At 48.4% G+C, this 23,868-nt stretch carries 16 protein-coding genes and 1 tRNA gene; 4 read left to right on the top strand and 13 right to left on the bottom strand.

Translation table 11 applies throughout. From position 1 onward, the window contains the following. Positions 1-228: 228 nt before the first annotated feature. The 13 genes from HMPREF1254_RS02830 to rlmN all read right to left on the bottom strand — a co-directional run bounded on the left by HMPREF1254_RS02830 (position 229) and on the right by rlmN (position 15,241). Entirely contained in the window at positions 229-2,559 is a 2,331-nt protein-coding gene (locus HMPREF1254_RS02830; RefSeq protein WP_023057011.1) for a GH92 family glycosyl hydrolase, read from the bottom strand. Positions 2,560-3,011: 452 nt separating this feature from the next. Then, positions 3,012-3,905, bottom strand: coding sequence for a glycosyltransferase family 2 protein (locus HMPREF1254_RS02825; protein WP_023057042.1), 894 nt, complete (start codon positions 3,903-3,905; stop codon positions 3,012-3,014). A 567-nt stretch (positions 3,906-4,472) separates the two neighbouring features. Next, the gene (locus tag HMPREF1254_RS02820; RefSeq protein WP_023057070.1) at positions 4,473-4,916 is read right to left on the bottom strand and encodes a lytic transglycosylase domain-containing protein; all 444 of its coding nucleotides are present in this window, start codon (positions 4,914-4,916) and stop codon (positions 4,473-4,475) included. 405 nt (positions 4,917-5,321) lie between these two features. Next, positions 5,322-6,959 (bottom strand): leucine-rich repeat domain-containing protein, encoded by a 1,638-nt coding sequence (locus tag HMPREF1254_RS02815; RefSeq protein WP_155945413.1) that lies wholly within the window; start codon positions 6,957-6,959, stop codon positions 5,322-5,324. Positions 6,960-7,739: 780 nt separating this feature from the next. Then, a tRNA-His gene (locus HMPREF1254_RS02810) sits at positions 7,740-7,815 on the bottom strand. Positions 7,816-7,911: 96 nt separating this feature from the next. After that, positions 7,912-8,322 (bottom strand): preprotein translocase subunit SecG, encoded by a 411-nt coding sequence (gene secG / locus HMPREF1254_RS02805; protein ID WP_196806281.1) that lies wholly within the window; start codon positions 8,320-8,322, stop codon positions 7,912-7,914. A gap of 7 nt (positions 8,323-8,329) precedes the next feature. Next, positions 8,330-9,082 (bottom strand): hypothetical protein, encoded by a 753-nt coding sequence (locus HMPREF1254_RS02800; protein WP_023057113.1) that lies wholly within the window; start codon positions 9,080-9,082, stop codon positions 8,330-8,332. 24 nt (positions 9,083-9,106) lie between these two features. Next, on the bottom strand, positions 9,107-9,574 hold the full coding sequence (locus HMPREF1254_RS02795; RefSeq protein WP_408939361.1) for an LptE family protein: 468 nt from the start codon (positions 9,572-9,574) through the stop codon (positions 9,107-9,109). A 67-nt stretch (positions 9,575-9,641) separates the two neighbouring features. Further along, positions 9,642-10,907 (bottom strand): sigma-54 interaction domain-containing protein, encoded by a 1,266-nt coding sequence (locus HMPREF1254_RS02790; protein ID WP_023057182.1) that lies wholly within the window; start codon positions 10,905-10,907, stop codon positions 9,642-9,644. Between the two features lie 116 nt (positions 10,908-11,023). Continuing rightward, on the bottom strand, positions 11,024-12,088 hold the full coding sequence (locus HMPREF1254_RS02785; protein WP_023056994.1) for a lysylphosphatidylglycerol synthase transmembrane domain-containing protein: 1,065 nt from the start codon (positions 12,086-12,088) through the stop codon (positions 11,024-11,026). Continuing rightward, complete coding sequence (locus HMPREF1254_RS02780; protein ID WP_023057108.1) at positions 12,078-13,202, bottom strand: PdxA family dehydrogenase; 1,125 nt, start codon at positions 13,200-13,202, stop codon at positions 12,078-12,080. Before HMPREF1254_RS02780 ends, HMPREF1254_RS02785 begins: the two co-directional genes overlap by 11 nt. A gap of 69 nt (positions 13,203-13,271) precedes the next feature. Beyond that, entirely contained in the window at positions 13,272-14,213 is a 942-nt protein-coding gene (locus tag HMPREF1254_RS02775; RefSeq protein WP_023056998.1) for a DUF4837 family protein, read from the bottom strand. After that, the gene (gene rlmN / locus HMPREF1254_RS02770; RefSeq protein ID WP_023057131.1) at positions 14,210-15,241 is read right to left on the bottom strand and encodes a 23S rRNA (adenine(2503)-C(2))-methyltransferase RlmN; all 1,032 of its coding nucleotides are present in this window, start codon (positions 15,239-15,241) and stop codon (positions 14,210-14,212) included. Before rlmN ends, HMPREF1254_RS02775 begins: the two co-directional genes overlap by 4 nt. Before the next feature lie 950 nt (positions 15,242-16,191). Between rlmN and HMPREF1254_RS11630 the strand changes: the two genes are divergently transcribed. The 4 genes from HMPREF1254_RS11630 (at position 16,192) to HMPREF1254_RS02750 (ending at position 23,269) form a co-directional block, all read left to right on the top strand. Further along, a complete protein-coding gene (locus tag HMPREF1254_RS11630; protein ID WP_023057144.1) occupies positions 16,192-19,986 on the top strand; it encodes a DUF4922 domain-containing protein in 3,795 nt (1,264 codons plus the stop codon). Between the two features lie 232 nt (positions 19,987-20,218). Next, entirely contained in the window at positions 20,219-21,547 is a 1,329-nt protein-coding gene (locus HMPREF1254_RS02760; protein ID WP_023057133.1) for a membrane protein, read from the top strand. A 151-nt stretch (positions 21,548-21,698) separates the two neighbouring features. Next, a complete protein-coding gene (locus HMPREF1254_RS02755; RefSeq protein ID WP_023057150.1) occupies positions 21,699-22,250 on the top strand; it encodes an RNA polymerase sigma-70 factor in 552 nt (183 codons plus the stop codon). A gap of 35 nt (positions 22,251-22,285) precedes the next feature. Beyond that, positions 22,286-23,269, top strand: coding sequence for a FecR family protein (locus HMPREF1254_RS02750; RefSeq protein ID WP_023057063.1), 984 nt, complete (start codon positions 22,286-22,288; stop codon positions 23,267-23,269). The last annotated feature ends 599 nt before the right edge of the window (positions 23,270-23,868 follow it).

The raw sequence follows: 23,868 nt of genomic DNA, 5'->3' as shown, positions 1-23,868 counted from the left end.
GGTAATTCACGTTATTTCACCAAACATTAACATGTTTTAAACCGCTATGATTTTATGGTGTATAAGTCAAATTGCTTGATATTCTGACCTGTATTTAAGTTGCCCCATACATGGATGGAGCTGCATGTAAATTTAAAAGGTCGGCTCTAACCCATTATGCGGTTAGAGCCAGCCTTTAAATTTATCTTCTCAATCAACGCCTCTCGGGTGATGAATGTTCATCCTCGCTTATCTGCGACGTCTGCTTTTCTTACTTTTCATGCTTTTCGTTCCAGTCAGTTCTTTCGTGAACGAATAAGGAGCGTCACTGTCACTGATGCCTCGCTGTTTGTTGGGGGTACTACCCATGACATAATGGATGTTACCGCCCTGCATCAACTGGTCGTGCGTGAAGAAGTTTTTAGTGGAAGGCGTACCGTTGATGCTCAACGACTGAATATATTTGTTGTCTTGATTACAGTTTTGCGCCGTGATGGTCATGGTTTTGCCGTTCTCCAAATGCAGTGTCATCTTGTCAAAGTAAGGTGTGCCGATGACATACTGGTTGGTGCCGGGACACACAGGATAGAAGCCCATGGCCGAGAAGACGTACCAAGCAGAAGTTTGCCCGTTGTCCTCATCACCGCAATAGCCGTCGGCTTGAGGTGTGTAGAGCTTGTCCATCACCTCGCGAATCCAGTATTGAGCTTTCCAGGACTGTCCGGCATAGTCGTACATGTAAATCATGTGCTGGATGGGTTGGTTGCCATGAGCATAGTTACCCATGTTCATAATTTGCATTTCGCGTATCTCATGGATGACACCTCCATAGTAACTGTCATCGAACAAAGGCGGAACATTGAAGACAGAATCGAGCATTTGAACGAAGGTTTGCTTGCCTCCCATGAGGTTGATCAAGCCCTGTGGGTCGTGGAACACTGACCAAGAGTAATGCCAGGAATTGCCCTCCGTAAAGGCATCACCCCACTTCAAGGGACTGAACGGTGTCTGGAACTTGCCATCCTGGTTGCGACCGCGCATCAAGTTGGTTTCCTTATCGAATACGTTCTTATAATTCATGGCGTTCTTCTTGTACTGAGCCAGTTCTTTTTCAGACTTACCCAGCGACTTACCAAACTGATAGATGCACCAGTCATCGTAGGCATACTCCAGAGTACGAGCCACGTTCTCATTAATCTTCACATCGTAAGGCACATAACCCAATTTGTTGTAATACTCCCATCCCAAGCGACCCGTTGAGCTAACCTTCGGGTGAACCGCATTGGCACCGTGCGTCACGGCTTTCCACAATGTTTCAGCATCGTAACCACGCAGCCCTTTCAGGTAAGCGTCTGCCACAACTGATGCCGAGTTGTTGCCCACCATGCAGCCCCGATGGCCAGGACTGGCCCACTCTGGCAGGAAGCCACTTTCGAGATAGGCATTGGCCAAACCTTCTTGCATCTTGACGTTCATGGACGGATACATGAGGTTGAGCATGGGGAACAAACAACGGAACGTGTCCCAGAAGCCTGTGTCGGTAAACATGTAGCCTGGCAACACCTTGCCGTTGTACGGACTGTAATGGACGATTTTTCCATTGGCATCTTTCTCGTAGAAACTGCGAGGGAACAATACAGAGCGGTAAAGACACGAGTAGAAGGTACGCAGATGGTCCACATTTTTATCTTCTACCTCAATACGGCTCAACGTCTTGTTCCAGGTCTGTCTGCCCTGTGCCTTGATTTGTTCGAACGACAGGTTGCCCATCTCCTGCAAGTTGAGTTCTGCTTGCTCAGGACTGATGAAAGAAGAGGCGATGCGGGCATGCACTTGCTCGCCTCGTTTGGTCTTGAAGCCGATGATGGCACCAGCATGATTGACCGTTGCCTCGGTGGTACCTTGTTTGATTTGACCATCAGCCACTGCAGCTTTGTACGTGAAAGGCTTGTCAAACTTGATGACAAAATAATTCTTGAAATTGTCGGGTACACCTCCACTGTTGCGTGTAGTATATCCTATAATCTTGTTTTCTGAAGGAATAATCTTCACAGACGAGCCGCGGTCAAGGGCATCCACCACCACATACGAATGATTGGTTTCGGGGAATGTGAACCTGAACATGACGGCGCGCTCTGTCGGAGTCAATTCCGTCACCACGTCGTGGTCAGCCAGATAAACGCGATAGTAATAGGGTTTGGCCACTTCGGCCTTGTGTGAGAACCAACTGGCACGTTCGTCTTCATTGAATACCGGCTTGCCGGTGATGGGCATGATGGCAAACTGTCCGTAGTCGTTAATCCATGGACTGGGTTGATGCGTCTGCTTGAATCCGCGAAGTTTGTCGGCTGTATAAACGTAAGCCCATCCATCTCCCATCTTACCTGTTTGAGGCATCCAGAAGTTCATGCCCCAAGGCAGGGCGATGGCAGGATAGGTATTACCCGTTGAGAGGGAAACCTTGGACAGGGTACCCACCAAAGGGTTCACATAGTCTACGGGGGCTAGTTTATCAAGTGCACTTGCGTTCATGGCAGTAACCAGTGCGAGTGCAGACAGACACGTTTTAATGATGTTCATATTATTTATTTAGTTAGTGTTATTAGTATGGCAAATTTACAATAAAAAACAAGAACAGGCAAATGCGTTATCATTTATTCACTTCTACGTTGGATGTGCCCAACCGGAACCATTCATTGCCTATCCGTCATCAAGCGCAACGAACATGCCGTTGCGATCGATCTGTCTATTCTGCATCAAGAAAGATTTTATGAAACCTGCCCTGCGTGGGTTGATTTAATTAGTCTTTTTGTGAGGAGCGGAACCTAATTCATCACGTTCTACAGAATTATAAAATATGTTATCTGTTTTTTGACCCTTAAAACGGCTCTTGAAAACTTTCAACATAGAAATTTGCCGCAAAATGCATCGTTGATGGTAAATTCGCCAATTATAAAAAGGTTCGATGTCAAGAAAATTCATCATCACCGTGTATCTTGTTCTTCACTCAGTCAACAGATAGAGCTGCCGTTTTACAGCATCTGGTGCAGGCAGCGATGTAACATGCACAGTCGTCTCATGCCAAAAAGACGTAGCAACTTTAATTTCAGGGTGCCATAAAAGGGAAGTGTGGGAAGTTGGATATCGTTCACATCGCCCGTCAATTCGTAGGTATGCAACTGGACATTCAACACATGGGCATAGTAAGCGCCAAAGCCTTCGCAGGCTTGAAGGGACGTGTTTTCCAACACGTTGAGATGCGCTTGCAACAGATCTTTCCATTCGTTGCCTTGCGCCCGAGCCGTTATACCGTTCTTATTATAGGTATATTGGTAAAACCCGATAGGAGTGGTACGAACACAGCTAACCTTACCTAACAACTGTGGAAGCACAAAGACGTCCTCAAATTTACGGCCAACGGGAAACTGGATGGTGTCAAACAGGGTTCGTTTGAATATTTTATTACAGGCGAAACCATGCAGATAAGCCTTGGCTTCAAACCAATAGCGCCACACATCGTGATAACACTTATCATGAAGGGTATGCGTTTCCACGCTCTTTCCATCGTCTCTGACAAACGAATATTCCAACAAATCGATATCGTCATCCGCCTGTAATACCTTCATCAGCGAGGCATAGAGGTCAGCATCCAGGTAATCATCCGAGTCAACAAAAGTGACATACCTACCTTGTGCCACAGTTAACCCCGTGTTTCGTGCAGCAGAGAGCCCCGCATTAGCCTGATGGATAACAGTGACGTTCTTTGTGTTGCGGTAAGTATCACAGAGAACAGCCGATCCATCTTTCGACCCATCATCCACCAAGATGATTTCGATATCAGGCACATCCTGAGCCAACACACTCTGCACACACCTTTCAAGAGTGTGTGCTACATTGTAAACGGGAATGATGACAGACAGCAACATCTTCTTTAATCAGGTCTGATGAATTAATTTTTAATACCTATTTTCACATTCCAGGACAGGGCCTGAGCTACAAAGTGAGTCATGTTATATCTACAATATTCCCTCTTGTACAGCATAAGTCGGCGGAAGGGAAATTATTATTCGTCATTCTGGAGAGCTTTTCGGCCAATTCTTTTGCAACGTTTGGCAAAAGTAAGCAATATCCTTGATAATCAAGAAAGAAAAGTTTTATACTTCTTGTTGCCACATTCGCCAAGCGCACAACCGTGTGAACAAACAAACGTTCCAAGCAATTGGGAACGATAAGAAAAACGAATGCCGGGCCACCTTAACGAGTCCCTCGGTTAGATAATCGTTCTATCTACATACGACATTGTAGAACGTAATTCATCATGATTCGTCTCATCAAATGGGAAAATAGGAAAATAGGAGAATGAGCATCACTCCAAATCATCGACATACACGTAATGTAGAAAGACAAAAATCCAACTGCCAGCATCCTGTTTCAGATTTCTAACAGTTGGATCTCTATAAGTCTTAAATCGGTAAAAAAGCGAAACCCTCTAATTATCCTCTCAGCGCTTTCATCACCTTCCTGAAGTAATGATGCGTACTACGCTTACTGTAGTTAGGTCCACCGTTCCATGAACGGATTGCTTTCTCAACGTTGTTATTCGGATTATACACCGATTGAATCAATAGAAACATCTCTTTAGACTTTGCCACGCTTAGGCGGTCTGACAGCTTGTAGCGTTTTTTGCTATTACGTCTTTTCAAGATTTGATTGCATTCTGCGACGAGTATCGGCGTGATCTGCATCACACCAACCGAGTTTCCGCTCCTCGCATTGACATCTCCACGACTCTCTACATGAATGATTGCCTCCATCACTGGAGCCCAATCGAAATTGCTTCTTGCACTGGCGCCTTTCTTTTGTCCTGCCAAGGCAAAACCGGGAAGAAAGAGCAAGATTACCCATGTTACAAAAACAATCTTTTTTATTCTCTCCATATTTACTTGTTTATGGAGCCTGGACTTGACAACGCTCTTGTCAAACATGCCCGGGATGGCAGCTATGTGAGAATGATTTTTCTGCTCATCCAGCTCCGTTAGATACTTAGTAGATGGCCTGCTTATAATCACTACAAAATGCCATCTCTATTTTTATCGGGTGCAAAGGTATGCAAAAAAAGGCGAACTGACAAATTATTCAATCTTTTTAAGTCTTATTCTCAAAATGTAAGACATTGATTTGTTGACAGTTACCTTTCCACCACCGTCTATTCATGGGCATTTTGGGATGATTGAAACACGATTGACGTGGTGACTGTGAAAATGCAAAACGCCCTCCGATTATCTCAACCGGAAGGCGTTATTCATTGTTTTTAGCACCGTTTGCTGGTGTGAGCGACGTGCTTATTTCGTCACTTTGCGCACGGTAGTTGTGCCATTGCTTCTCACCTCTTTAATAAGGTACAAGCCATGGGTAGGTTCGGCATTGAGCAGTTGGCCGCTGAGATTGTAATACAAGTAGCGCACAACATCGCTTGAACCTTGTGGAAGCAAACGGTTAATGCCCGATGTGATTTTCGCGGTTACCTTCCAACCTTTCTTCTCCGCCTCAGCCTTATGCACGTCGGTACTGTTCTGACAAGAGTACACCAGCTGATCGCTCCACGTCACGCCTTGGATGGGCTTCTTGCCGTTGATGTCGGGCAAAGCTGCGATGATCTTGTTCAACTCCGCGTCGGCGATGGCATTGTCCTGAATGAAGAGGCCCCGCAGACTTTTCTTGCCCTGAAGGTCGAGCGTGGTGAGTTTATTATGTTCGGCTGCTACCAGATGGAGGTATTGGTTAGCCGACAAATCCAGGCTGGCAATCTCATTGCTGTCGCAACGGAGGTAATACATGCTCGGGTTCTTAGAGATGTCGAGGGTCGTCAGTTGGTTATTGCCAATATTGAAATCAAACAGGTAAGAGTTGTTGCTCACATCAATGTTGGTAAGCCGGTTGTGCTCAGCATAAAGCGTGTTGACCATCTTATTGGTTGTGATGTCCAGCTCAGAGAGGTTGTTGTAAGAAATGCGTAACAAGGCCAACTGCGGCTGAGACTTGGTGCTGAATTTAGACAGGTTGTTGTGTTCCACATTGATCCACCGCAGGTTGCGATTGGGGGTCAAGTCCAGTTCCGTCAATTTGTTGTTGTACAGGTACAAGCCAGTGAGTTGAAACAAGGGCACCAGGTTGATGCTCTCCAGCTGATTGAAACTCAGGTTGAGCAAATCCAGCTTGTTATCCCGCGGGAACACGATATTTTTGATCTCATTGTGGTCGGCATACAGTTTATTCAAGGCAGGAAGACCGGTAAGGTCGATTGTTTGAAGTTTGTTTCCTGAGCAAGAAAGCTCGTCGAGTTTTTTCAAACCCGTAACGTCAATGTCAGTCAACTCGTTGTTATCACAGTTTACATCTACCAGAACAGTGTTCTCATCCTTGGGCAGCAATAACTTAGTGAGGCGATTGCCAGACACGTCAATCTTCGAAAGGTTCTTCATGCCGCTGCAATCCATCTTGCCTGGAATCTTGTTGTCACTGAGGTCGATTACCTTCAAGTCGTTGCAGCCGGAGAAATCCATCTCGTTTTCAATTTTATTTTTTGCAGCGTACAGTCCGGTCATCTTCGTCATGTGCGACACATTCAGATGTTTGATGTTGTTTTCATAGATTTTAAGTAGCAGAATGTTCGGACAACCGCTCAAATCCATCTCCTCTATCTCTTGTGCGACGGCGGTAATTTGCTTAAAATCGCCATACAGCTTCACCTGCTTTCCTTTCACGGTTTCGACGTAAAACTGCGTTTTGTCATACTTTTTGAGAACGCCGTCGCCCCAATCTACCGAAAAGCTGCCAGTTGCTGCCAGTCCCACTTTCACAGGTTTGTTCACATGTGCCTCGTTATAGGTAAACACTGCAGCTGGCTTGTCGGTGTCAGCTGCCATGACCGACCAGGATGCACAGGTAAAAAGTGCAATCATGAGTAAAATTTTCTTCATACTTTCTCTCATTTTTAAATAATTTTTAAACATCAGTTAGCATTCAATTTTCAGTTTGGACAGGAAATGCATACAACTTGCTTCGCAAACGCATTGAGTTTAGTGTGCAAACGCATTGAGTTTAGTACTCAAACTCATAGAGATTGGAGTGCAAACCCATAGAGTTTGGAGTGGCATCGACACCAAGTGCCCATTACGCATCAATAACATCTCTCATCAAGCATGTGCGAAGGCAGAACCTGATGAATCACGCCCCTACAGATACGTCCATGAGTAGTCATGTTCATTTGGTATTTTGCAAGATGCACGCTGTTACGACAACAAAAGTACAAAAATATTACAAACAAAAGCAATAATTTGTAAGTTTTTTATTAAAATCGTCTACAAAACATCATAAGAACTCTCCCATTTGAGCCATGTCGTCATGTTGATCCATTCATCAAGAAAAAAGTGTCAGTCAACTTATTGTGGCGAAAATGGGGTTAAATAAAAATATGACGAAGCATTTTTAATTTTAAAGAAAAGACAATCGGTTTATTGTTACAAAAAAGGTATGAGAAAAAGAACAGCCGTCCATATGGTGAACAGCTCATGAATACACATAGCATCCGTTCGCATGGACTGGAAAGAGCCTCCTACGCTCATGTGGAGACGACTCAAAGAGTTCATTTTTATTTATGAATTCAGCGAACCTTAGAAAGACGACAGAAAGTTTTTGTATACAAAAAAGCAATAAGCGGAAAGCCTTTACTTATCGGGCTTTCCGCTTATTAGTGGGATGGGTGGCAGGTGGGACTCGAACCCACGACATTCAGAACCACAATCTGACGCTCTAACCAACTGAACTACGGCCACCATGTATAAAAGACTTGCTTCCTCACTTGGAAGCGATTGCAAAGATAAGGGATTTATTTAATCCAGCCAAACAAATCCCTTATTTTTTATCTATTTTCTACTTTGCCGGTGTTGCCGGAGCTTTCGGAGCTGTAGGTGCCGACTGTGTTCCCTGTGTTGCAGGTGTTGCTTGTCCGCCAGCTGCCGGAGCTTGTTGCTGACTGGCACCAAATCCAGGCGTTGTGTTCGGGTTGGTGGTCTGTGTCTCCGTAGCGGTCTTCTCCAATACACTCTGACTGCTGGCTGAGCGAGGAGCCACATAGGCGCATGCTACGCTCAAGACGACCATGGCGATGGCCAAGCCCCAGGTAGCTTTTTCGATGACGTCGGTCGTTTTTCTAACGCCCATGATAGCGTTTGAAGATGAGAAGTTGGAAGCCAAACCGCCTCCTTTTGACTCTTGGATCAATACGATTCCCACCATCAACAAGGACGCAAGAACGATGAGTCCAACGAATAATGTGTACATCATTTTCTTATTTGTTTATTTTATTGTTTAATATTAATTTCTCTAAAAAACGTAATTGGTCTGCAAAGTAACTATTTTTTTTTGGATAATTCAAATTTAATCGCTGAATTATTTCCATTGCCTGTTCATATCTCCCCTGCTTGATGTATATTTTGGCCAGTGTCTCGGTGAAGTATCCCTCATCCGGTTCACTGTTTTCGTTTTCCTCTTGCAGTTCCGGAAGATATTCGGGCGTATCGCTCAATTGGATGCGCCCATCGCCGCTTTTCTCTATGAAGCTGTCGATGAGTTCCTGCCCTTTGAGGTGTAGTGAGGGTGACGAATCCTGCTGTTCCTCGCTGTTTTCCACTTCCATGAGGTAAGCCACATAGTCAACGGCAGCATCGGCTGGTGTTGGCTTGCGCTTCTTGCTGGCCTCTTCTTCCTCGGCAGGAATGGTTTCCAGGAAGTTGTCAATCAATGAGATAGTACGGTCGTCATCCACAGGTTGATTTTGTGGATTCTGTTTATCTTTGTCCGCCCGTTTGAGTTGGTAGTGAGCCGCCTCGATGAGATTGAAGAGAACCTTCCGATCGGTGAGATAGATGGCGGCTCGCCGCAGTTCTTCATCAAACGAAGGATCATGCAGAAGATACTGGTTTTGCAACATCAGCAACCTTGCCGTCTGATAATACGGGTGCAGAGCAAGCAGGCTTCTAAGGTCATAGAGCGTCTCCTTGTCCATCGTTTCAGGATGTTGTATCAGTCGAGTCAGATCCATCTGTAGGTTATTGATTGCTTGAAGTTACCAGTTGGCTACGGTCGCATTGAAAATTTGGTCCGCAAGATCTTTCACCATTTGCGATACCAATTCTTCTTGTACCGAGTTCAGGTTCTGCGTTGTTTCGTACGACTTAGCGGATGAGAACTGTCTTTCAAAGTCTTCCGCATGGTTGACGTTGTTGGTAAAGCGCACGTTCACCGTGAGAGTCAGTTCGGTTTGCGCCGAATGTCCTTCGCTGGAAACCGACTTGTTGCGCTGCGTGTACGACACAATCTCGCCTTCTATCTTCAGGTCACCATTACGCCTCACCTGCTGTAGACGGGTGTGGTTGGCGAAAACGTCTTTCAGTTCGTTGTTGAACATCGGCCCCATCGGTCCCCACACATAACTACTTCGTATGGGAAAGTCGACGATTTGGATGGTCTTGGTCTGGGTGTAGTCGATGCTGGCACCATTAAACTTATAGCTGATTGAGCAAGCCATGAGCATACAGCTCACGACAAGGCTGATAATAAGGTTGCCACATGCGTGGTGATACCTTCCTGCTGCCATACCATCAACTCTTGTCCAGTCCATATTGTTTAATTCTTCTATACAGCGTACGGTCAGATATACCGAGTTCCTGTGCGGCTTTCTTGCGGTTGCCACCATTACGTTCGAGGGCCTTCTCCACCATTTTTCGGCCGAGGTCGTTCAAGTTCAGACTCTCTGGTTCGGTCAATTCCTCTACGATGGCATCCTCTGTATCGGCCGATGGCCGTACGGTTGCGTGCGGTGCAGCTACCTGGGGGTGCTGGGGAATATTGGTGTATCCCGCCAGCTTGTCATCCAACGCATGCACCTGTCCTTGATAAGCCACACCAACACTGTGCTGTTGCGCTTCGTCAAGTTGCTTTCTGAGGCTGTTCAAATCACGTCGTAAGTCACTCACATTGCCCCTCAGCTCGTATAATATTTTATACAATATCTCGCGCTCGCTTTCGTAGCTGTGCGATCCTTGTGGCGAGATGGGTGCCAACTGCGTGCTTTCGGGATCGCGTGGGATGAACTGCTGCAACAGCTGTGCGTTAATCTCCCTGTCTTTCACCAACACCGACATCTGCTCGGTGATGTTCTTCAGCTGTCGAACGTTGCCCGGCCACTTGTAATTCAACATCAGTTGCTTGGCGTCTTCGGTGAGACTAATCTTTGGCAGACGGTATTTCTCGGCCATCTGCATCGAGAACAAGCGGAACAGCAAGAGCACGTCTTCCCCACGATCGCGTAGAGGAGGCATCTTGATGGGGATGGTGTTAAGACGATAATACAAGTCTTCTCTAAACCGTCCCTCACTGATAGCTTTAGGCATGTTCACGTTGGTGGCTGCCACAATGCGCACATCGGTTTTGCGAACCTCTTGTCCGCCCACGCGAATATATTCGCCGGTTTCCAGCACACGCAGCAAGCGAGCCTGCGTGGCCAGTGGCAATTCGCCTACCTCATCCATGAAGATGGTGCCTTTGTTGGCTATGCCGAAATAACCTTCGCTCTCGCCAATGGCGCCAGTGAACGCCCCTTTCTCGTGTCCGAACAATTCACTGTCGATGGTTCCTTCAGGGATAGAACCACAGTTGATTGCAAAATACCGCTCTCGTCTTCGTGGTGAATGGTCGTGAATGACACGCGGAACGATTTCTTTTCCTACGCCACTCTCCCCAATGATCAAGACCGACAGGTCAGTGGGTGCGACCTGAAGGGCCACATCCAGCGCATGGTTCAACCCGTCGGAGTTGCCAACAATGCTGTAACGCTGCTTTACTTTCTGCAATTCTGATGTGTTCATTGGTTGACAAAATTAAACAATTTATTCGAGATAGCCGCAAGGATGGCTGAGTTTTTATGCGCGGCATTCCACCTTATTATATAGCAATCATCCATCTATCCTTCCCTTCAGGTGGGTTAAGGATTGCCTTTCTCCTGAGCCTGCCCCTTCCGTTCGTTGATCTTGATGAGCAACAGTCCAATACCCGTCCACACCAATTCACGTAATCTGACCAGCAGAGCCACGAAGATACCCGCGCTGGCCGTCATGCCCAGTGCCGATACCGACATCAGGAAGCCACCCTCGCGCCCGCCCAATTGCAGGGGCATGAAGAACAACAGATTGGCAAACAACGACGTAAACGCCAACACCAGCACACAATGTAGATAGTCTACATGTGGCATGAGCACCATCAAAATGAACATCACCTCCAGTGCTGACAAGAACCTGCATGCCATCTCCAACGCTACGGCCGACAAAAAAGTCTTGGGATTTTGCTGATGCAAGGCCGCAATTTGCCGGTCCACGGTGTCCAGCTGCTGCCTGTTTTTCTCCACGAAAGGCTGTGCCCACTTCTTGACAAACGGTATGTGGCGCAGCACATTCATCATGCGCACCGCCAATCCCTTTTGATAACCCACCAGAAAGAACCAAATACCCAGCCCGCAAAACACAGCCGCGGCAGCCAACAATAGCCCCATCTTGACGGACATAGGCTGCGTGAGTAGGTACAACACGATACAGACAGCCCAGAAACAAAAATGGGTAAAGATGTGTGTCATCACATAAAGAATCACCGATGACGACGCTCGCTCGGCTCCTATTCGTGGCGACAACTCCATGATGCGATACGGCTCGCCACCCATCAATCCGCCAGGAGTGGCGTAATTGAGTGCAAACCCTGACACGGTAATCTTGTAGAGCCACCAAAAACCCACCTTCCCCTCTGGCTTCTCAGCTGCGTCTGCGTCACCATTAGTCAATTCTTGCGACGGATGAACAGGCTCACTGCTTCGGATAATCAGATACCAAGCTGCGGTGTTGAATATATACAACACTGCCCATAAGGCAACAATAGCAAAAAACCAATAGCCAGCATGGGCCAACCCATTCCACACTTCGGTGAAATTGAGTTGGGTAAGCATGATAATTAGTATGACTAACCCAAAAATGAAAAAGCCATTCTGATATTTACTTTTCATCTTTCTTTGGCTGACTGGCCTGCTGCTCGCCCTTCATCTGACGTTTGGGCGCATTGAAGCGACCCTTGCCACGGTCCTCACGGCGTTCATGATAAAGCTTGGGCAGCGGATTTTTCATCGGCTCATCATAGTTGAAGCGGTTGCGATAGATGTCGATGGCCAGATAAACGGCTTGCCGCAGTGGGTTCTCATTGATAACACCCTGACCGGCCACCTCGAACATTGGCGTATAATTGGTTTTGGTACAGACGATGGGCAGATTGGCGATGGTGCTCACACCCTCTTCCAGCGACAGCGTCTTAAAAGGCAACATGGCCTGGTCGTGATACATCGCTAAGATACCATCAAACGCATCATAATCGTTGGAACCAAAGAACGTCTCGGCCGCATAAGGACCAAAAGCGCACATGCCTGCATCCGAGAGCTTGGCAACAGCTGGACGGATGATTTCCTGCTCCTCTGTCCCATCAGCCTTCGGATTGAGCCCCAGCACTGCAATGCGCGGGTTGGCGACACGCAGGTCACGCTTCAAGGTGAGGTACAGGATAGCAGCCTTGTGAACGATGTTTTCCAACGTGACGCTCTCCATGGCCGCTTTCAGGGGTTGATCGTCGGCCACCATGGCCACATGCATGAAGTCGTTCAGGTACAATGTGGTGGTTTGCTTCCCCTCTCCCAAGCAAGTCTGTAGGTAATTTTCCAAACTATCGAATGTGAGGTTGCCAAACTTAATGCCATCGGCACTCATGGGAGCCGCCACCAGCACGTCGTAAACCCCTTCCCGATAATCGGTCATGGCACGGTCGAGGGCACGCACTGCCGCCTGTCCCGACTCTTCCGTAGCGATTCCCAACTCCACTTTCACCTCGTCATCAAAGCAGGTCATCAGGTTGATGCGACCGTCGCACACCTCATCAGCCGTATTGATGATGCTGAAGTTGGCCTGGATGTCCAGCGCCTTTCGGTGGTAAGCAGCAATTTTGGGCGACCCATAGATGATGGGCGTGCAGAGCTCTAACATCTCTGGAGCTGCGAAAGTTTTAAAAATCAGTTCATATCCGATACCATTCGTATCACCGTGTGTAAGAGCCACACGAATTTTTCTGTTGTTCATAAGAGAATTTGTTTATATGTCACGGAGGTCATGAGTGACGGCTGTGGCCTGTCCTCGCTCCCCCTATCTTTATTTTCGTTTCACGGTCAGCAGTACCGCTTCCATCTCACGCATCTTGTTGCGCTTACCCATTTCGGGCGCATAGACGAAGGCATCGAGTACCAGTGACTTACCTGCTACGCTGTCTTTGACGACGCGTCTCACCAACGGACCGCCCATAGCGTCGCCCACCATCTCCCACAGTCCACGCTGCAGTCGGCACGACTGTCCGCCGAATCTGACGTTTTCTTGTGTCATGGAGCGGGCCACAGTGCGCAAGTACATGCGGTCGGTCTCGCCTTTCATGTTCGCTCTCAGCACACTGTCCATGCGTTCGGCTGACTGGTCATCCATTCCGCTTAGGGTGTAGACACACAAGTTCTGCATGCTCTGCGCCGCATTGTTGGACACCCAGAGGAAGTCTTTGCCCACCTTGTGGTAGGTCATATCCGCAGGCAGCAGCACGGTATAGTGGAACATCGAGTCGATGAGCCTTCCGCTTCCCACGGAATGCTTTCGCTGGAGCTGGAGAATGGCCGACAGATATTCGTTGGTCACCAGCAGCTGCCTCACTCGATGTTGGTTCGTGGCGATGAATCGCTTCAGCTCGTTGGCCGACCCCACGTCAACATATACCATCAATTGCGGATGCGCATGGCGGTCACGTTCGATGTGGAGCGAAGGCTTGCCAAGCCATTTTCGGTTCCACCTCACCACCACGACATTGCGCGTCAGCAACAACTTTCTCTTGAACCGAGCAGGCTCAACCTGCCGAACGTCGAACATCGGCTCGCGTTGCGGCAGTGACGCCATCGGCACCGACAACATGTGGCTCACCAAACTGTCGGCATCGCCAACCACCAAAACCTCGTAAGGGTTCGCCAAGGCAGCGGGCAGCGGGCGTTGTTGCCGCCCACAGGCTGTCAAGAGCAGCATGGCAGCAAGGGCAACTACCCAACTAAGCCTGCTCATGCGCCAGCTTTTTTAGCCGTACTCAACAGGCCACAGGCTGCGAAGATGTCCTGCCCACGACTGGCTCGGATGGTGGTGAAAACACCATGCGACGTGAGGTAGTTGCGAAAGTTTTCCATCTGATGCTCGTCGGCACCTTTCAATGGCACGTTCGGAATCTGATGGAAGCGTATCAAGTTGACGCGGCAGTCCAGCCCATGCAGCAGGTCGATGATTCTGCGGGCGTGCATCGGCGTGTCGTTCAGTCCGCCAAAGACGATGTATTCGAACGACAACCGGCGTTGGTGAGCAAAGTCGTAGCCGCGCAATAGGTCAACAATCTGCTCGATGGGCATACCTTTCTCAGCGGGCATCAGCATGCTGCGCTGCTCGGTCAGGGCCGAATGCAGACTGATGGCCACATGGCAATCGCTCTCATCCAGAAAGCGTTTGAGCTTGCCTTTCACGCCCACGCTGCTCACAGTGATGCGCTTGGGACTCCAGGCATAGCCGTAATCGGCGGTCATCACCTGCGTTACCCTCAGCACATTGTCCAAATTATCCATCGGCTCACCCTGACCCATGAACACAATGTTGGTCAGCCTGTCACGTTCGGGCAGTGAGTACACCTGGTTGAGGATATCGGCATAGGTCAGATTACCTTCAAAGCCCTGCTTGCCAGTCTGACAGAACAGGCAGTTCATCTTGCATCCCACCTGACAGGACACGCACAGGGTGGCACGGTCGTCATCGGGGATGAACACGGTCTCGACAAACTTTCCCGAGGCGGTTGGAAACAGATATTTGATGGTTCCGTCTTTCGAATACTGCGCATCGATGTGCGCCATGCAGCCAATTTCATATTCTTTGGCCAGCCGTTCACGGTTCGACTTAGAGATGTTCGTCATCTCGTCAATACTCGTCACCTGCCGCTGGTAGAGCCATTTAGCCATCTGTCCGCCTGCGAACGAAGGCATTCCCAACGTCTGAGCTACCTCTTTGAGTTCGCTCAGCGTCATTCCCAACAGCTTTTTCTTACCAGTTTCCATTTTTGATCTTGTTTGTTAAATCGCCACCTGCACTTTGCTGAAGACAGGCTTCGCCGCTGCAAAGTAAGTAATACTTGCTTTGCTTTCTGCTCGCACTATCTTTGCAAAGGTACACAAAAAGCCTGGAACATCCTACACCTAATATATAAAAACGAAAATTACAACCCAGATTCACGCAAAAAATCTGCTGTTTCTGCGAATTTTGCGTGACTAAACAGCCAAAGAATAAATTCTGCCAAAGATGAAAAAGCGAAGATGGCAGATGTTGGATGATTATGCCACCCTACAAATGAAACCTTTATTTGCGTGGAAAGCGATATATCACAACCCTACAAATTGTCCTTATTTTTTATCAAATTTATGGTCAAAATCGCCCCATAAAAAAGCACATTCTAGAAAAAATCAATAGGCTTACCAGGCACAAAAGAACGATTTGAGAGGCCTGAAAAAATCGTTTTCAACTTCAAAAGGAGCATTTTATCGGCTAAAAAACATTTTTATAGACGCACAACAAGCATGCTATTGAGGTACAAAAGCATGTGAATTGAATGCCAATAGCTTTGCTTTTGTCGAAAAAGTGCGTGAAAAGCGGAGGACGAACTGCAATAAATAAACATAAGAACCTGATTGTCAATAACATCCCAAAATCGCTCATATTTTTCGTATTTGCGCCTTACTAACCGTCTGGTGGCAAAAACGCAAAATATGGAAGGGTTGCTTGTCAAGATTATTCACCATCCAACACGATGATGATTGGTATATTCTCGACGCCAACTTATCACTTCTTTGATAGTCAGAAAGGCGGACGATAAAAAAGTAGGTTGTTCATTTCTTTTTGTGGGCTTTTTGCACTATCTTTGCATAAAACAGGCTGCGCCTCAACAATTACAAACAAGAGCACAAGCTTATCTCGCTCAGAAACCAAATCCGTTCATGTAAAAACCAAAATAATGAGAGAAAAAATAGACTGCTTCCTACCGTGCGACGACATCGCCGTGATGGAGAACACCCTTCACGACTTGCGACAAAGCAAGTGTGTACGACAAATTTATCTGATGGTTTCGGAACAGTTCACGAAGGAAAACGAAGTTCCTCACGACTGTTCCTTAGTCCGCATTGACCGCCTCACGTCATCCGAGACGATGAGGAAAATGGCTCAATTGGCTACTGCCGATTATATCCTGCTCAGCAGGAAGGCCACACCATTCACGCTGGGATTTCATGCCATGGACCGGTGGCTGCGCGTGGCGGTCGACGCTGATGCCACCTGCGTGTACAGCGACCACTACATCAGTGTGGGCGGAAAGCGGCTGCCGCACCCCGTGATTGATTATCAGGAGGGGAGCATCCGAGATGATTTTGATTTCGGACAGCTGCTGTTGCTGAAGACAGAAACCTGCAAGGCATTCGCAGATCAAGCCGACAGGGACGATTACTTGTATGCCGGATTCTACGACCTGCGCCTCTTTCTCAGCACGCAAGGTAACATCTTCCACCTCGACGAAATGCTTTATACCGAGCAACAGGTAGACAACCGACTGAGCGGAGAAAAGCAGTTTGACTATGTGGACCCGAACAATCGGGAGGCACAAACGGAGATGGAAAGAGCAGCCACGGCACACCTGACCACCTTGGGTGCCAAGATAGACACCACGGCATATAACCGACCTGATTTTGAAGAGCAGGACTTCGAGTTTGAAGCTTCGGTAATTATCCCTGTTTTCAACCGCGAAAAGACAATTGCCGATGCTATCAAGTCGGCATTCGCACAACAAACGACATTTCCTTTCAACGTAATATTGGTAGACAACCATTCAACAGATGACACCACCCGTATCGTAGAGGAATTGACTCACACCCACCAACGACTGATTCATCTCATCCCCGAGCGTACCGACCTGGGCATTGGCGGCTGCTGGAACATGGCCGTGAACGACGAACGCTGCGGACAATTTGCCGTTCAGTTGGACAGCGACGACCTCTATTCGTCGCCCCAAACGCTGCAACGCTTGATAAACGCCTTCTATGAGCAAGGAGCCGCCATGATGATAGGCAGCTACCGCCTATGCGACTTTAATCTGCAAACAATACCACCAGGCCTTATCAGTCATAGCGAATGGACAGATGAGAATGGTCCAAACAATGCTCTTCGCATTAATGGACTTGGAGCTCCCAGAGCCTTTTTCACCCCCCTGCTGCGACAGATACAGGTACCCAACACCAGCTATGGCGAAGACTATGCGCTGGGACTGCTCTTCTCACGCAAATACAAGATAGGGCGTATCTTCGAAGAGTTGTATCTCTGTCGGCGATGGAATGGCAACAGCGACCATGACTTGAGCGTGGAGAAACAGAATAGGAACAACCAATACAAAGACCGACTGCGCACATTGGAGATTCAGGCACGACGCCAAATGGTGAGCGGAAAGAGTGAAAGCATAGTGGAGAGCCAGTTGCACCGGTTCACCAACCGCCAACTGGAGGTTTGGGAAAGTGCCCATCAGCGGTTCAGAGAACTCAAACAAGTGGAAACCCGACAGCTGCTTTTGGGCGACAACAGCTTCACTATTCAGTTCAATCCAGCACGAATGGTGTCAACGGGTGCCAAGATTGACCACAAATCGTTGGCCGCCCGCCCTTGCTTCCTCTGCGAGAAAAACCGACCGGAAGTGCAGATGACGAAGACGATTGACAAGGATTTTGAACTTCTTATCAATCCTTTCCCCATCCTACCCGAACATTACACCATCCCACTTCGGAGGCATGAACCCCAACAAATAGCCCCGCATTATGCGGAAATATACAAGCTATTGGATTACTTTCCCGAGCTGATGGTGTTCTACAACGGTCCTCGATGTGGTGCATCTGCCCCCGATCACGCTCATTTCCAAGGCGGCAGCAGCGGCATCCTGCCTCTTCAGCAGGCATGGCAAAGGCTTTCACACTCCTTAGAGCCTGTGATATCGCTGAGTGAAGACGACCAGCTGACTGTGGTGAAGGCATATCCGTGCCACGCCTTCGCCATCAAGTGCCGCTCAGCCAAGGCAGGTGAAAAGCTCTTCCGCGAACTGTATCGGGCCCTTCCCCTGCACGAAGGTGACACGGAACCCATGATGAACATCGTGGCTTGGCGACAGGATGACGACTACATTTCGGTGGTATTCCCCAGAAAGAAGCACCGCCCCGACTGCTACTTCGCTGAGGGGGCAGACCAAATGCTCATCAGTCCCGGTGCCTTAGACATGGCCGGACTGATTATCACCCCTCGGAAAGAAGACTTTGAACGGCTCACGACCGGACAACTCGAACACATTCTGTGCGAGATGAGCATCTCCCAGCAGGACATGCAACAGGTGTTAGACCACCTGGCGAAAGCCTCAAGCGCAAAACAGCCCACCTTCGCAACCATTGAGAATCATCAAGAACCCAGCGTGTCGGTAGGAATCGTCAGTGCAGAGGAGATACGCTTCACGCTGAACAAGCCTTATCTGGCCAAAGGTGAGGTGGTGTCGGGCGAACAAACGGTGCGCTTCCACGAGGGTGGCATCGGTTGGAACGGCAATACCTACCGTGAGTTGACATTCACGCCCCATCAAGCTGACGCATCGTTCACACTGGACGACGTGACCATCGGCATCAACTTCCACTGGGAACGCAAAGAGTCGCAGACCTTCCCAGGCGTGCTGCGCCTCATCGTGGACAGCGAAAAGATATGCGCCATCAACGAGCTACCGGTAGAAACCTACCTCGAGAGTGTCATCTCCAGCGAGATGAGCGCCACGGCCTCGCTTGAACTACTGAAGGCACATGCCGTCATCTCACGCAGCTGGCTGCTGGCTCAAATGGAGAAACGCCGTAACCTGAAGGAGTCGGCGAACAGCTTCTTCTCGTTCATTCGGAAAGATGACGAGCTGATTAAGTGGTACGACCGAGAAGATCACACGCTCTTCGACGTGTGCGCAGACGACCACTGTCAGCGATATCAGGGCGTCACGAAGGAGACAAGTCCCAACGTGGCCACCGCCATCCGCCGCACACGAGGACAGATTCTACTGTCGGAGGGCGAGATATGCGACGCTCGCTTTAGCAAATGTTGTGGCGGCATCAGCGAAGAATACGAATATTGCTGGGAAGATGAGCATAAACCTTATCTGGAAGCCATACGCGACAACCGTCAACAACTGGAAGGTAAAGCCGAGCCTCTCCTCGACCTGACGGTGGAGAAGAATGCCGAAGAATGGATACGCTCGGCGCCCGAAGCCTTCTGTCACACCACTGACAAAAAGATTCTCTCGCAGGTATTGAACGATTATGACCAAGAGACTGCCGACTTCTATCGATGGAAAGTGAGCTACACCCAAACGGAACTGAAAGCCCTCATCGAGCAGAAGACGAACATGACCTTTGGCGATATTCTGGACTTGGTGCCGCTGAAGCGAGGCAAGAGCGGACGTATATCCCGCCTAAAAATCGTTGGCAGCGAGCTGACCTTCACCATCGGCAAGGAATTGGAGATAAGAAGAACACTGTCAGAATCGCACTTGTACAGTTCAGCCTTCGTGGTTGACAAGGAGGATGTGGTTGATGGCGTACCACAAAGGTTTGTCCTCACCGGAGCTGGATGGGGTCACGGCGTTGGACTTTGTCAAATCGGTGCCGCCGTGATGGGTGAAGATGGATATGGCTACGATCAAATCTTGACTCACTATTACCACCACGCCATCATCGAAAAACTGTACGAATGACATGGAGTAAACGGGAGTGAATGGAGGTAATCCGGAGTTAATAGGAGTTAGTGGGAGTTAATTGGGGTTAGCAGACAAATATCTGTTTAGTAGGGAAACATCACTATCCCCCCCCCCCGCTGCATCAGCCTATATAATATAGGTAACGTCCGATAACTCCTGCTAACTCCTATCAACTCCCAATAACTCCCAATAACTACTACCAGATACAAATAGCTCCAATCAACTCGGGATGAAAATGATTAGCCATCACCTATTCAACTCACCCTTGGACCTCAACCACGAAGTCAAGGTTCCTTGGAAGTGGATGCCAACGTTGTACCTCTTCAAGGGGCTCACGTTTGTGATGCTTTTTATCTTTCCTCTCGTGATTTTCAAGCGAATGGGAGTCGACAACGGAGCGGCAACTTTCTTCATTGCCTGGTTGATGTTGCCCGTCGCCATGCGTCCCGTGCTGTCCATCTTCGTGCAGACGGGCCATCGCAACCGTCTATGGATACTGCTTTCTGAGGCTCTGATTGTCCTCTCCATGGCTGGCATGGCACACGCCCTAAATGGTACGTGGTGGTTGGAAGGCAGTCTCATGTGCCTCGGGGTGATGGCCTTTGCGCATGTTTTTCACGACATCGCCATCGACAAATTCAGTCTACAGGCCATCAAGCATCACCGCACTTCGTCCCTTCGTCTCTTCAAACTGACGTTCTACCTACTGGCCATGCTGGTGGTGTTGGGCATCATCGTGATGATAGGCGGCAACCTCGAGGTGATAACTCGGAACATACGCAGTTCATGGAGCACGGCATGTTACTGCCTCAGCGGTTTCCTTGCCGTCGTTTTGCTGTGGCACATCTTCATGATACCGCAGTCGGGTGCCGATGACAGAGAGCGAAAGATACGGGTATCCGACATGTTCTACGCCTGCCTCAACACCAGTGCCGACCTCATCCGAACCCCGAGTTCGTGGCCAGGCATCCTCTTCCTGAGTGTGTTTCTGCTGCCCTGTACGTTGCTCACGCCCGTTTCCATTCAGTTCATGCTCGACTTAGGAAGCAGCGGCGGACTGGCACTGTCGCCGCAAGAGTTTGGCTATGTACAAGGAACGGTGAGTGTCTTCGGACTCATCATCGGTGGCATGCTGGGCATCTGGTTTCTTCGGAAGGCTGGATTCAGCAATGTACTACCGATCATGACGTTTGCCACATGCATTCCACCACTCTTCTACATTTATCTCAGCTATGCTCTACCCGCGAATATTGGTTGGATAGCATGCTGCGCATTCATCACCCAAGTGGCCTGCGGCCTCGGCACATGCGCCTACCTGCATTACCTCGTGTATAACAGCGAGGTGAAACGAGTGTCCACCTACGCCCTGTGCATGTCGCTGGCCACGGTGTCTTCCATGATTCCCATGATGCTGTCCGGCTCGCTTCAGCAAGCCCTTGGCTATCGTCGCTTTTTCATCCTCACCACCCTTTTGGGCATCTGTACTCTCATTACATCGGCTCTGGTGATAGTGGATAAGGAACTGACGGAGGAGGAAAACAAGCAAATAGAAGAGTGAACCATTCGGCAATGAGTACCTGATACGATATTTTCCGAACACAAACATTGTAAGAACAGAAAAAACAAGTAAGTTTGCACCAACTTCTTGTGCCATTGAGGTTGGTTCGAGAAAATAAACTTGTCTACACTGACGTAATCTAACGTATGAAATGACATTATCTGAATACCGCTTATATTTCAGACAGTTTTACCCGTCGTTGCTACTCTACGCCACGCGACTATTGGTTAATGGCGACATGGAGGACGTTGTTCAGGATGCATTTGTTGACCTGTGGCACCGACGCAATGCGATGGACGATGCGGCCCATATCAAGTCGTTCCTCTATCGGGCCGTATACACCAAGTCGCTCAATGTCATCAAGCACAGACATGTGGTGAGCGGCTATGCTGCTGAGTGTAGTGCCTTGGAGATGATGCGACTTACATATTACGATCCAGACAACAATCCCGTCGACATGTATCTGGAGAACCAAGAGCTACGGGAGAAGATTGACGCAGCCATCAACGAGCTGCCCGACAAACGAAGGCAGATATTCAAGATGAGCTATCTGCACGGCATGAGCAACAAGGAGATAGCCCAGATCATGGACATCTCAGTTCGTACGGTCGAAGCCCAGCTCTACAAAGCCTTGAAGTTTCTACGTCATCGTTTGGAGAATCTCATGCTGTTGTTATTGATGTTAATATTTGTTTATGGGTAAGTTGTTTTAGCTGCTCAGTTGTATTATATATAGGAATGGAAGAAATAAGCAACAAACTTCTCAAGAATTATCTCCTTGGCAAGTGCTCGCCAAAGGAGATGGAGCGGCTCACCACATGGGCACGCGAGTCAGACGAGCATGCTCGGTGGCTGTTCAGGATGACTGATGCGTACCACGCCTACCGCGCGTCACACCAAATTGACGAGGCTCATGTGCAGCGGGCCGAGCTGGACTTGCTGAATCGCATAGCTAAAGAAGAGAAGGTAAGAAAACATAAAAACGTTTTGAGGTGGACAATGTATGTCGCTGCCGCGGTTCTTACTGCTTTGTTCGTCATGACTGGCCTGCACTATTGGGGTGACCGAGAGCAAATGGTACAAGTTGTGGCCCTCAACAATGTGCGACATGTGCTGCTGCCAGATAGCAGTGAGGTGTGGCTCAATGCCCATTCCACTCTTCGATACCCCAAGCATTTCAATGACGATGGTCGGCAACTGGAGCTGGATGGCGAGGCTTACTTTGAGGTGAAGCCTGATGCCAGCAGACCGTTTGTGGTGAAAAATGAGTTCCTGACCACCAGTGTACTGGGAACAAGGTTCAACTTCAGTACCCGTACCACGGACAACACGGCCGAAGTGACCTTGCTGTCGGGAAAGGTGAAGGTGAGTGGCAACCATGGCGAGGGAATGATTACCCTGCGTCCCGACCAGCGAGTTGTACTCGATAAAGCCAGCCGCAGCATGGAGATTATGCAGACCTACGCGCCCGTATCGGCTGCATGGCACAACAAAGTCATTCCCTTTACGAACATGCGCATTGACGAGATTGTCAAGGCACTTGAGGAATACTATGACGTGCGCATCGACATCTCGCCCCGCCTGCAGAACAGGTCTACCTATACGGGCGTCATCAATTGCCGCCCAACGATCGACTCGGTACTGGCCGACCTGTCGTACTCTGTTCCATTCGCATTCCACCGAAAGGACGGACGCTTGGTTCTCATAGCGAAACAACCTTGACCGCCAGTGTCTTCCCGGCACAGGCAAATAATTAAACCAATCAATATCAAGAAGCAAGGAGAATGGCGTGCCGTTCTCCTTGTTCGCGCAAATGCACGGCACTTTCATATCAACCTTGATAAAGACATCTGATGCTTTTGTCCTGTAATTTTACCTTAAAACAACCATTGATAATCAGCAAAATAGAAAAAATCGATAGGCTAGCAGTATGTAAAAGTACGTTGATTTTAACAAATCAGACTTCTTTTAGAACCGAAAAGTCGATTTAACGGTCTTAGAAACACCTTGTAGAGGCGCAATCAACATGCCATTGCAACATTAAAGCATACATATTCGATGCTAATAACAATGCTTTTGCCGACAAAAAATGATAAAAATAAGAACAAAAAGAGAAGAGTTGAGCATAACATGTTCAATGACAACAAATTATCAACATTGCTCATCTAGGGCGTTTTTACCACCAACAGTGACGCTTGTTGTCTACAAGAGAAATATGAGAGTCATTTTGTCAAGAAAAATCAGCAATTATCTTCCTGCTATGCAGCATGTCATCTAATTTTATAAACGCTGTTTGGGGAAAGTATTTCTCGTTGCAAAAA

The sequence above is a fragment of the Prevotella sp. BV3P1 genome (assembly GCF_000479005.1).
GTDB lineage: Bacteria > Bacteroidota > Bacteroidia > Bacteroidales > Bacteroidaceae > Prevotella.
The sequence above is the reverse complement of the archived record's forward strand: the minus strand, read 5'-3'. Positions and strand labels throughout refer to the sequence as shown.

Coding starts and splice junctions, on each gene's coding strand:
- HMPREF1254_RS02820 (WP_023057070.1), bottom strand. CDS start 4,916: ATGGAGAGAATAAAAAAGATTGTTTTTGTAACATGGGTAATCTTGCTC.
- rlmN (WP_023057131.1), bottom strand. CDS start 15,241: ATGGAAACTGGTAAGAAAAAGCTGTTGGGAATGACGCTGAGCGAACTC.
- HMPREF1254_RS02755 (WP_023057150.1), top strand. CDS start 21,699: ATGACATTATCTGAATACCGCTTATATTTCAGACAGTTTTACCCGTCG.
- HMPREF1254_RS02760 (WP_023057133.1), top strand. CDS start 20,219: ATGAAAATGATTAGCCATCACCTATTCAACTCACCCTTGGACCTCAAC.
- HMPREF1254_RS02785 (WP_023056994.1), bottom strand. CDS start 12,088: ATGAAAAGTAAATATCAGAATGGCTTTTTCATTTTTGGGTTAGTCATA.
- HMPREF1254_RS02815 (WP_155945413.1), bottom strand. CDS start 6,959: ATGAAGAAAATTTTACTCATGATTGCACTTTTTACCTGTGCATCCTGG.
- secG (WP_196806281.1), bottom strand. CDS start 8,322: ATGTACACATTATTCGTTGGACTCATCGTTCTTGCGTCCTTGTTGATG.
- HMPREF1254_RS02775 (WP_023056998.1), bottom strand. CDS start 14,213: ATGAGCAGGCTTAGTTGGGTAGTTGCCCTTGCTGCCATGCTGCTCTTG.
- HMPREF1254_RS02825 (WP_023057042.1), bottom strand. CDS start 3,905: ATGTTGCTGTCTGTCATCATTCCCGTTTACAATGTAGCACACACTCTT.
- HMPREF1254_RS02790 (WP_023057182.1), bottom strand. CDS start 10,907: ATGAACACATCAGAATTGCAGAAAGTAAAGCAGCGTTACAGCATTGTT.
- HMPREF1254_RS02830 (WP_023057011.1), bottom strand. CDS start 2,559: ATGAACATCATTAAAACGTGTCTGTCTGCACTCGCACTGGTTACTGCC.
- HMPREF1254_RS02800 (WP_023057113.1), bottom strand. CDS start 9,082: ATGGATCTGACTCGACTGATACAACATCCTGAAACGATGGACAAGGAG.
- HMPREF1254_RS02780 (WP_023057108.1), bottom strand. CDS start 13,202: ATGAACAACAGAAAAATTCGTGTGGCTCTTACACACGGTGATACGAAT.
- HMPREF1254_RS11630 (WP_023057144.1), top strand. CDS start 16,192: ATGAGAGAAAAAATAGACTGCTTCCTACCGTGCGACGACATCGCCGTG.
- HMPREF1254_RS02750 (WP_023057063.1), top strand. CDS start 22,286: ATGGAAGAAATAAGCAACAAACTTCTCAAGAATTATCTCCTTGGCAAG.
- HMPREF1254_RS02795 (WP_408939361.1), bottom strand. CDS start 9,574: ATGCTCATGGCTTGCTCAATCAGCTATAAGTTTAATGGTGCCAGCATC.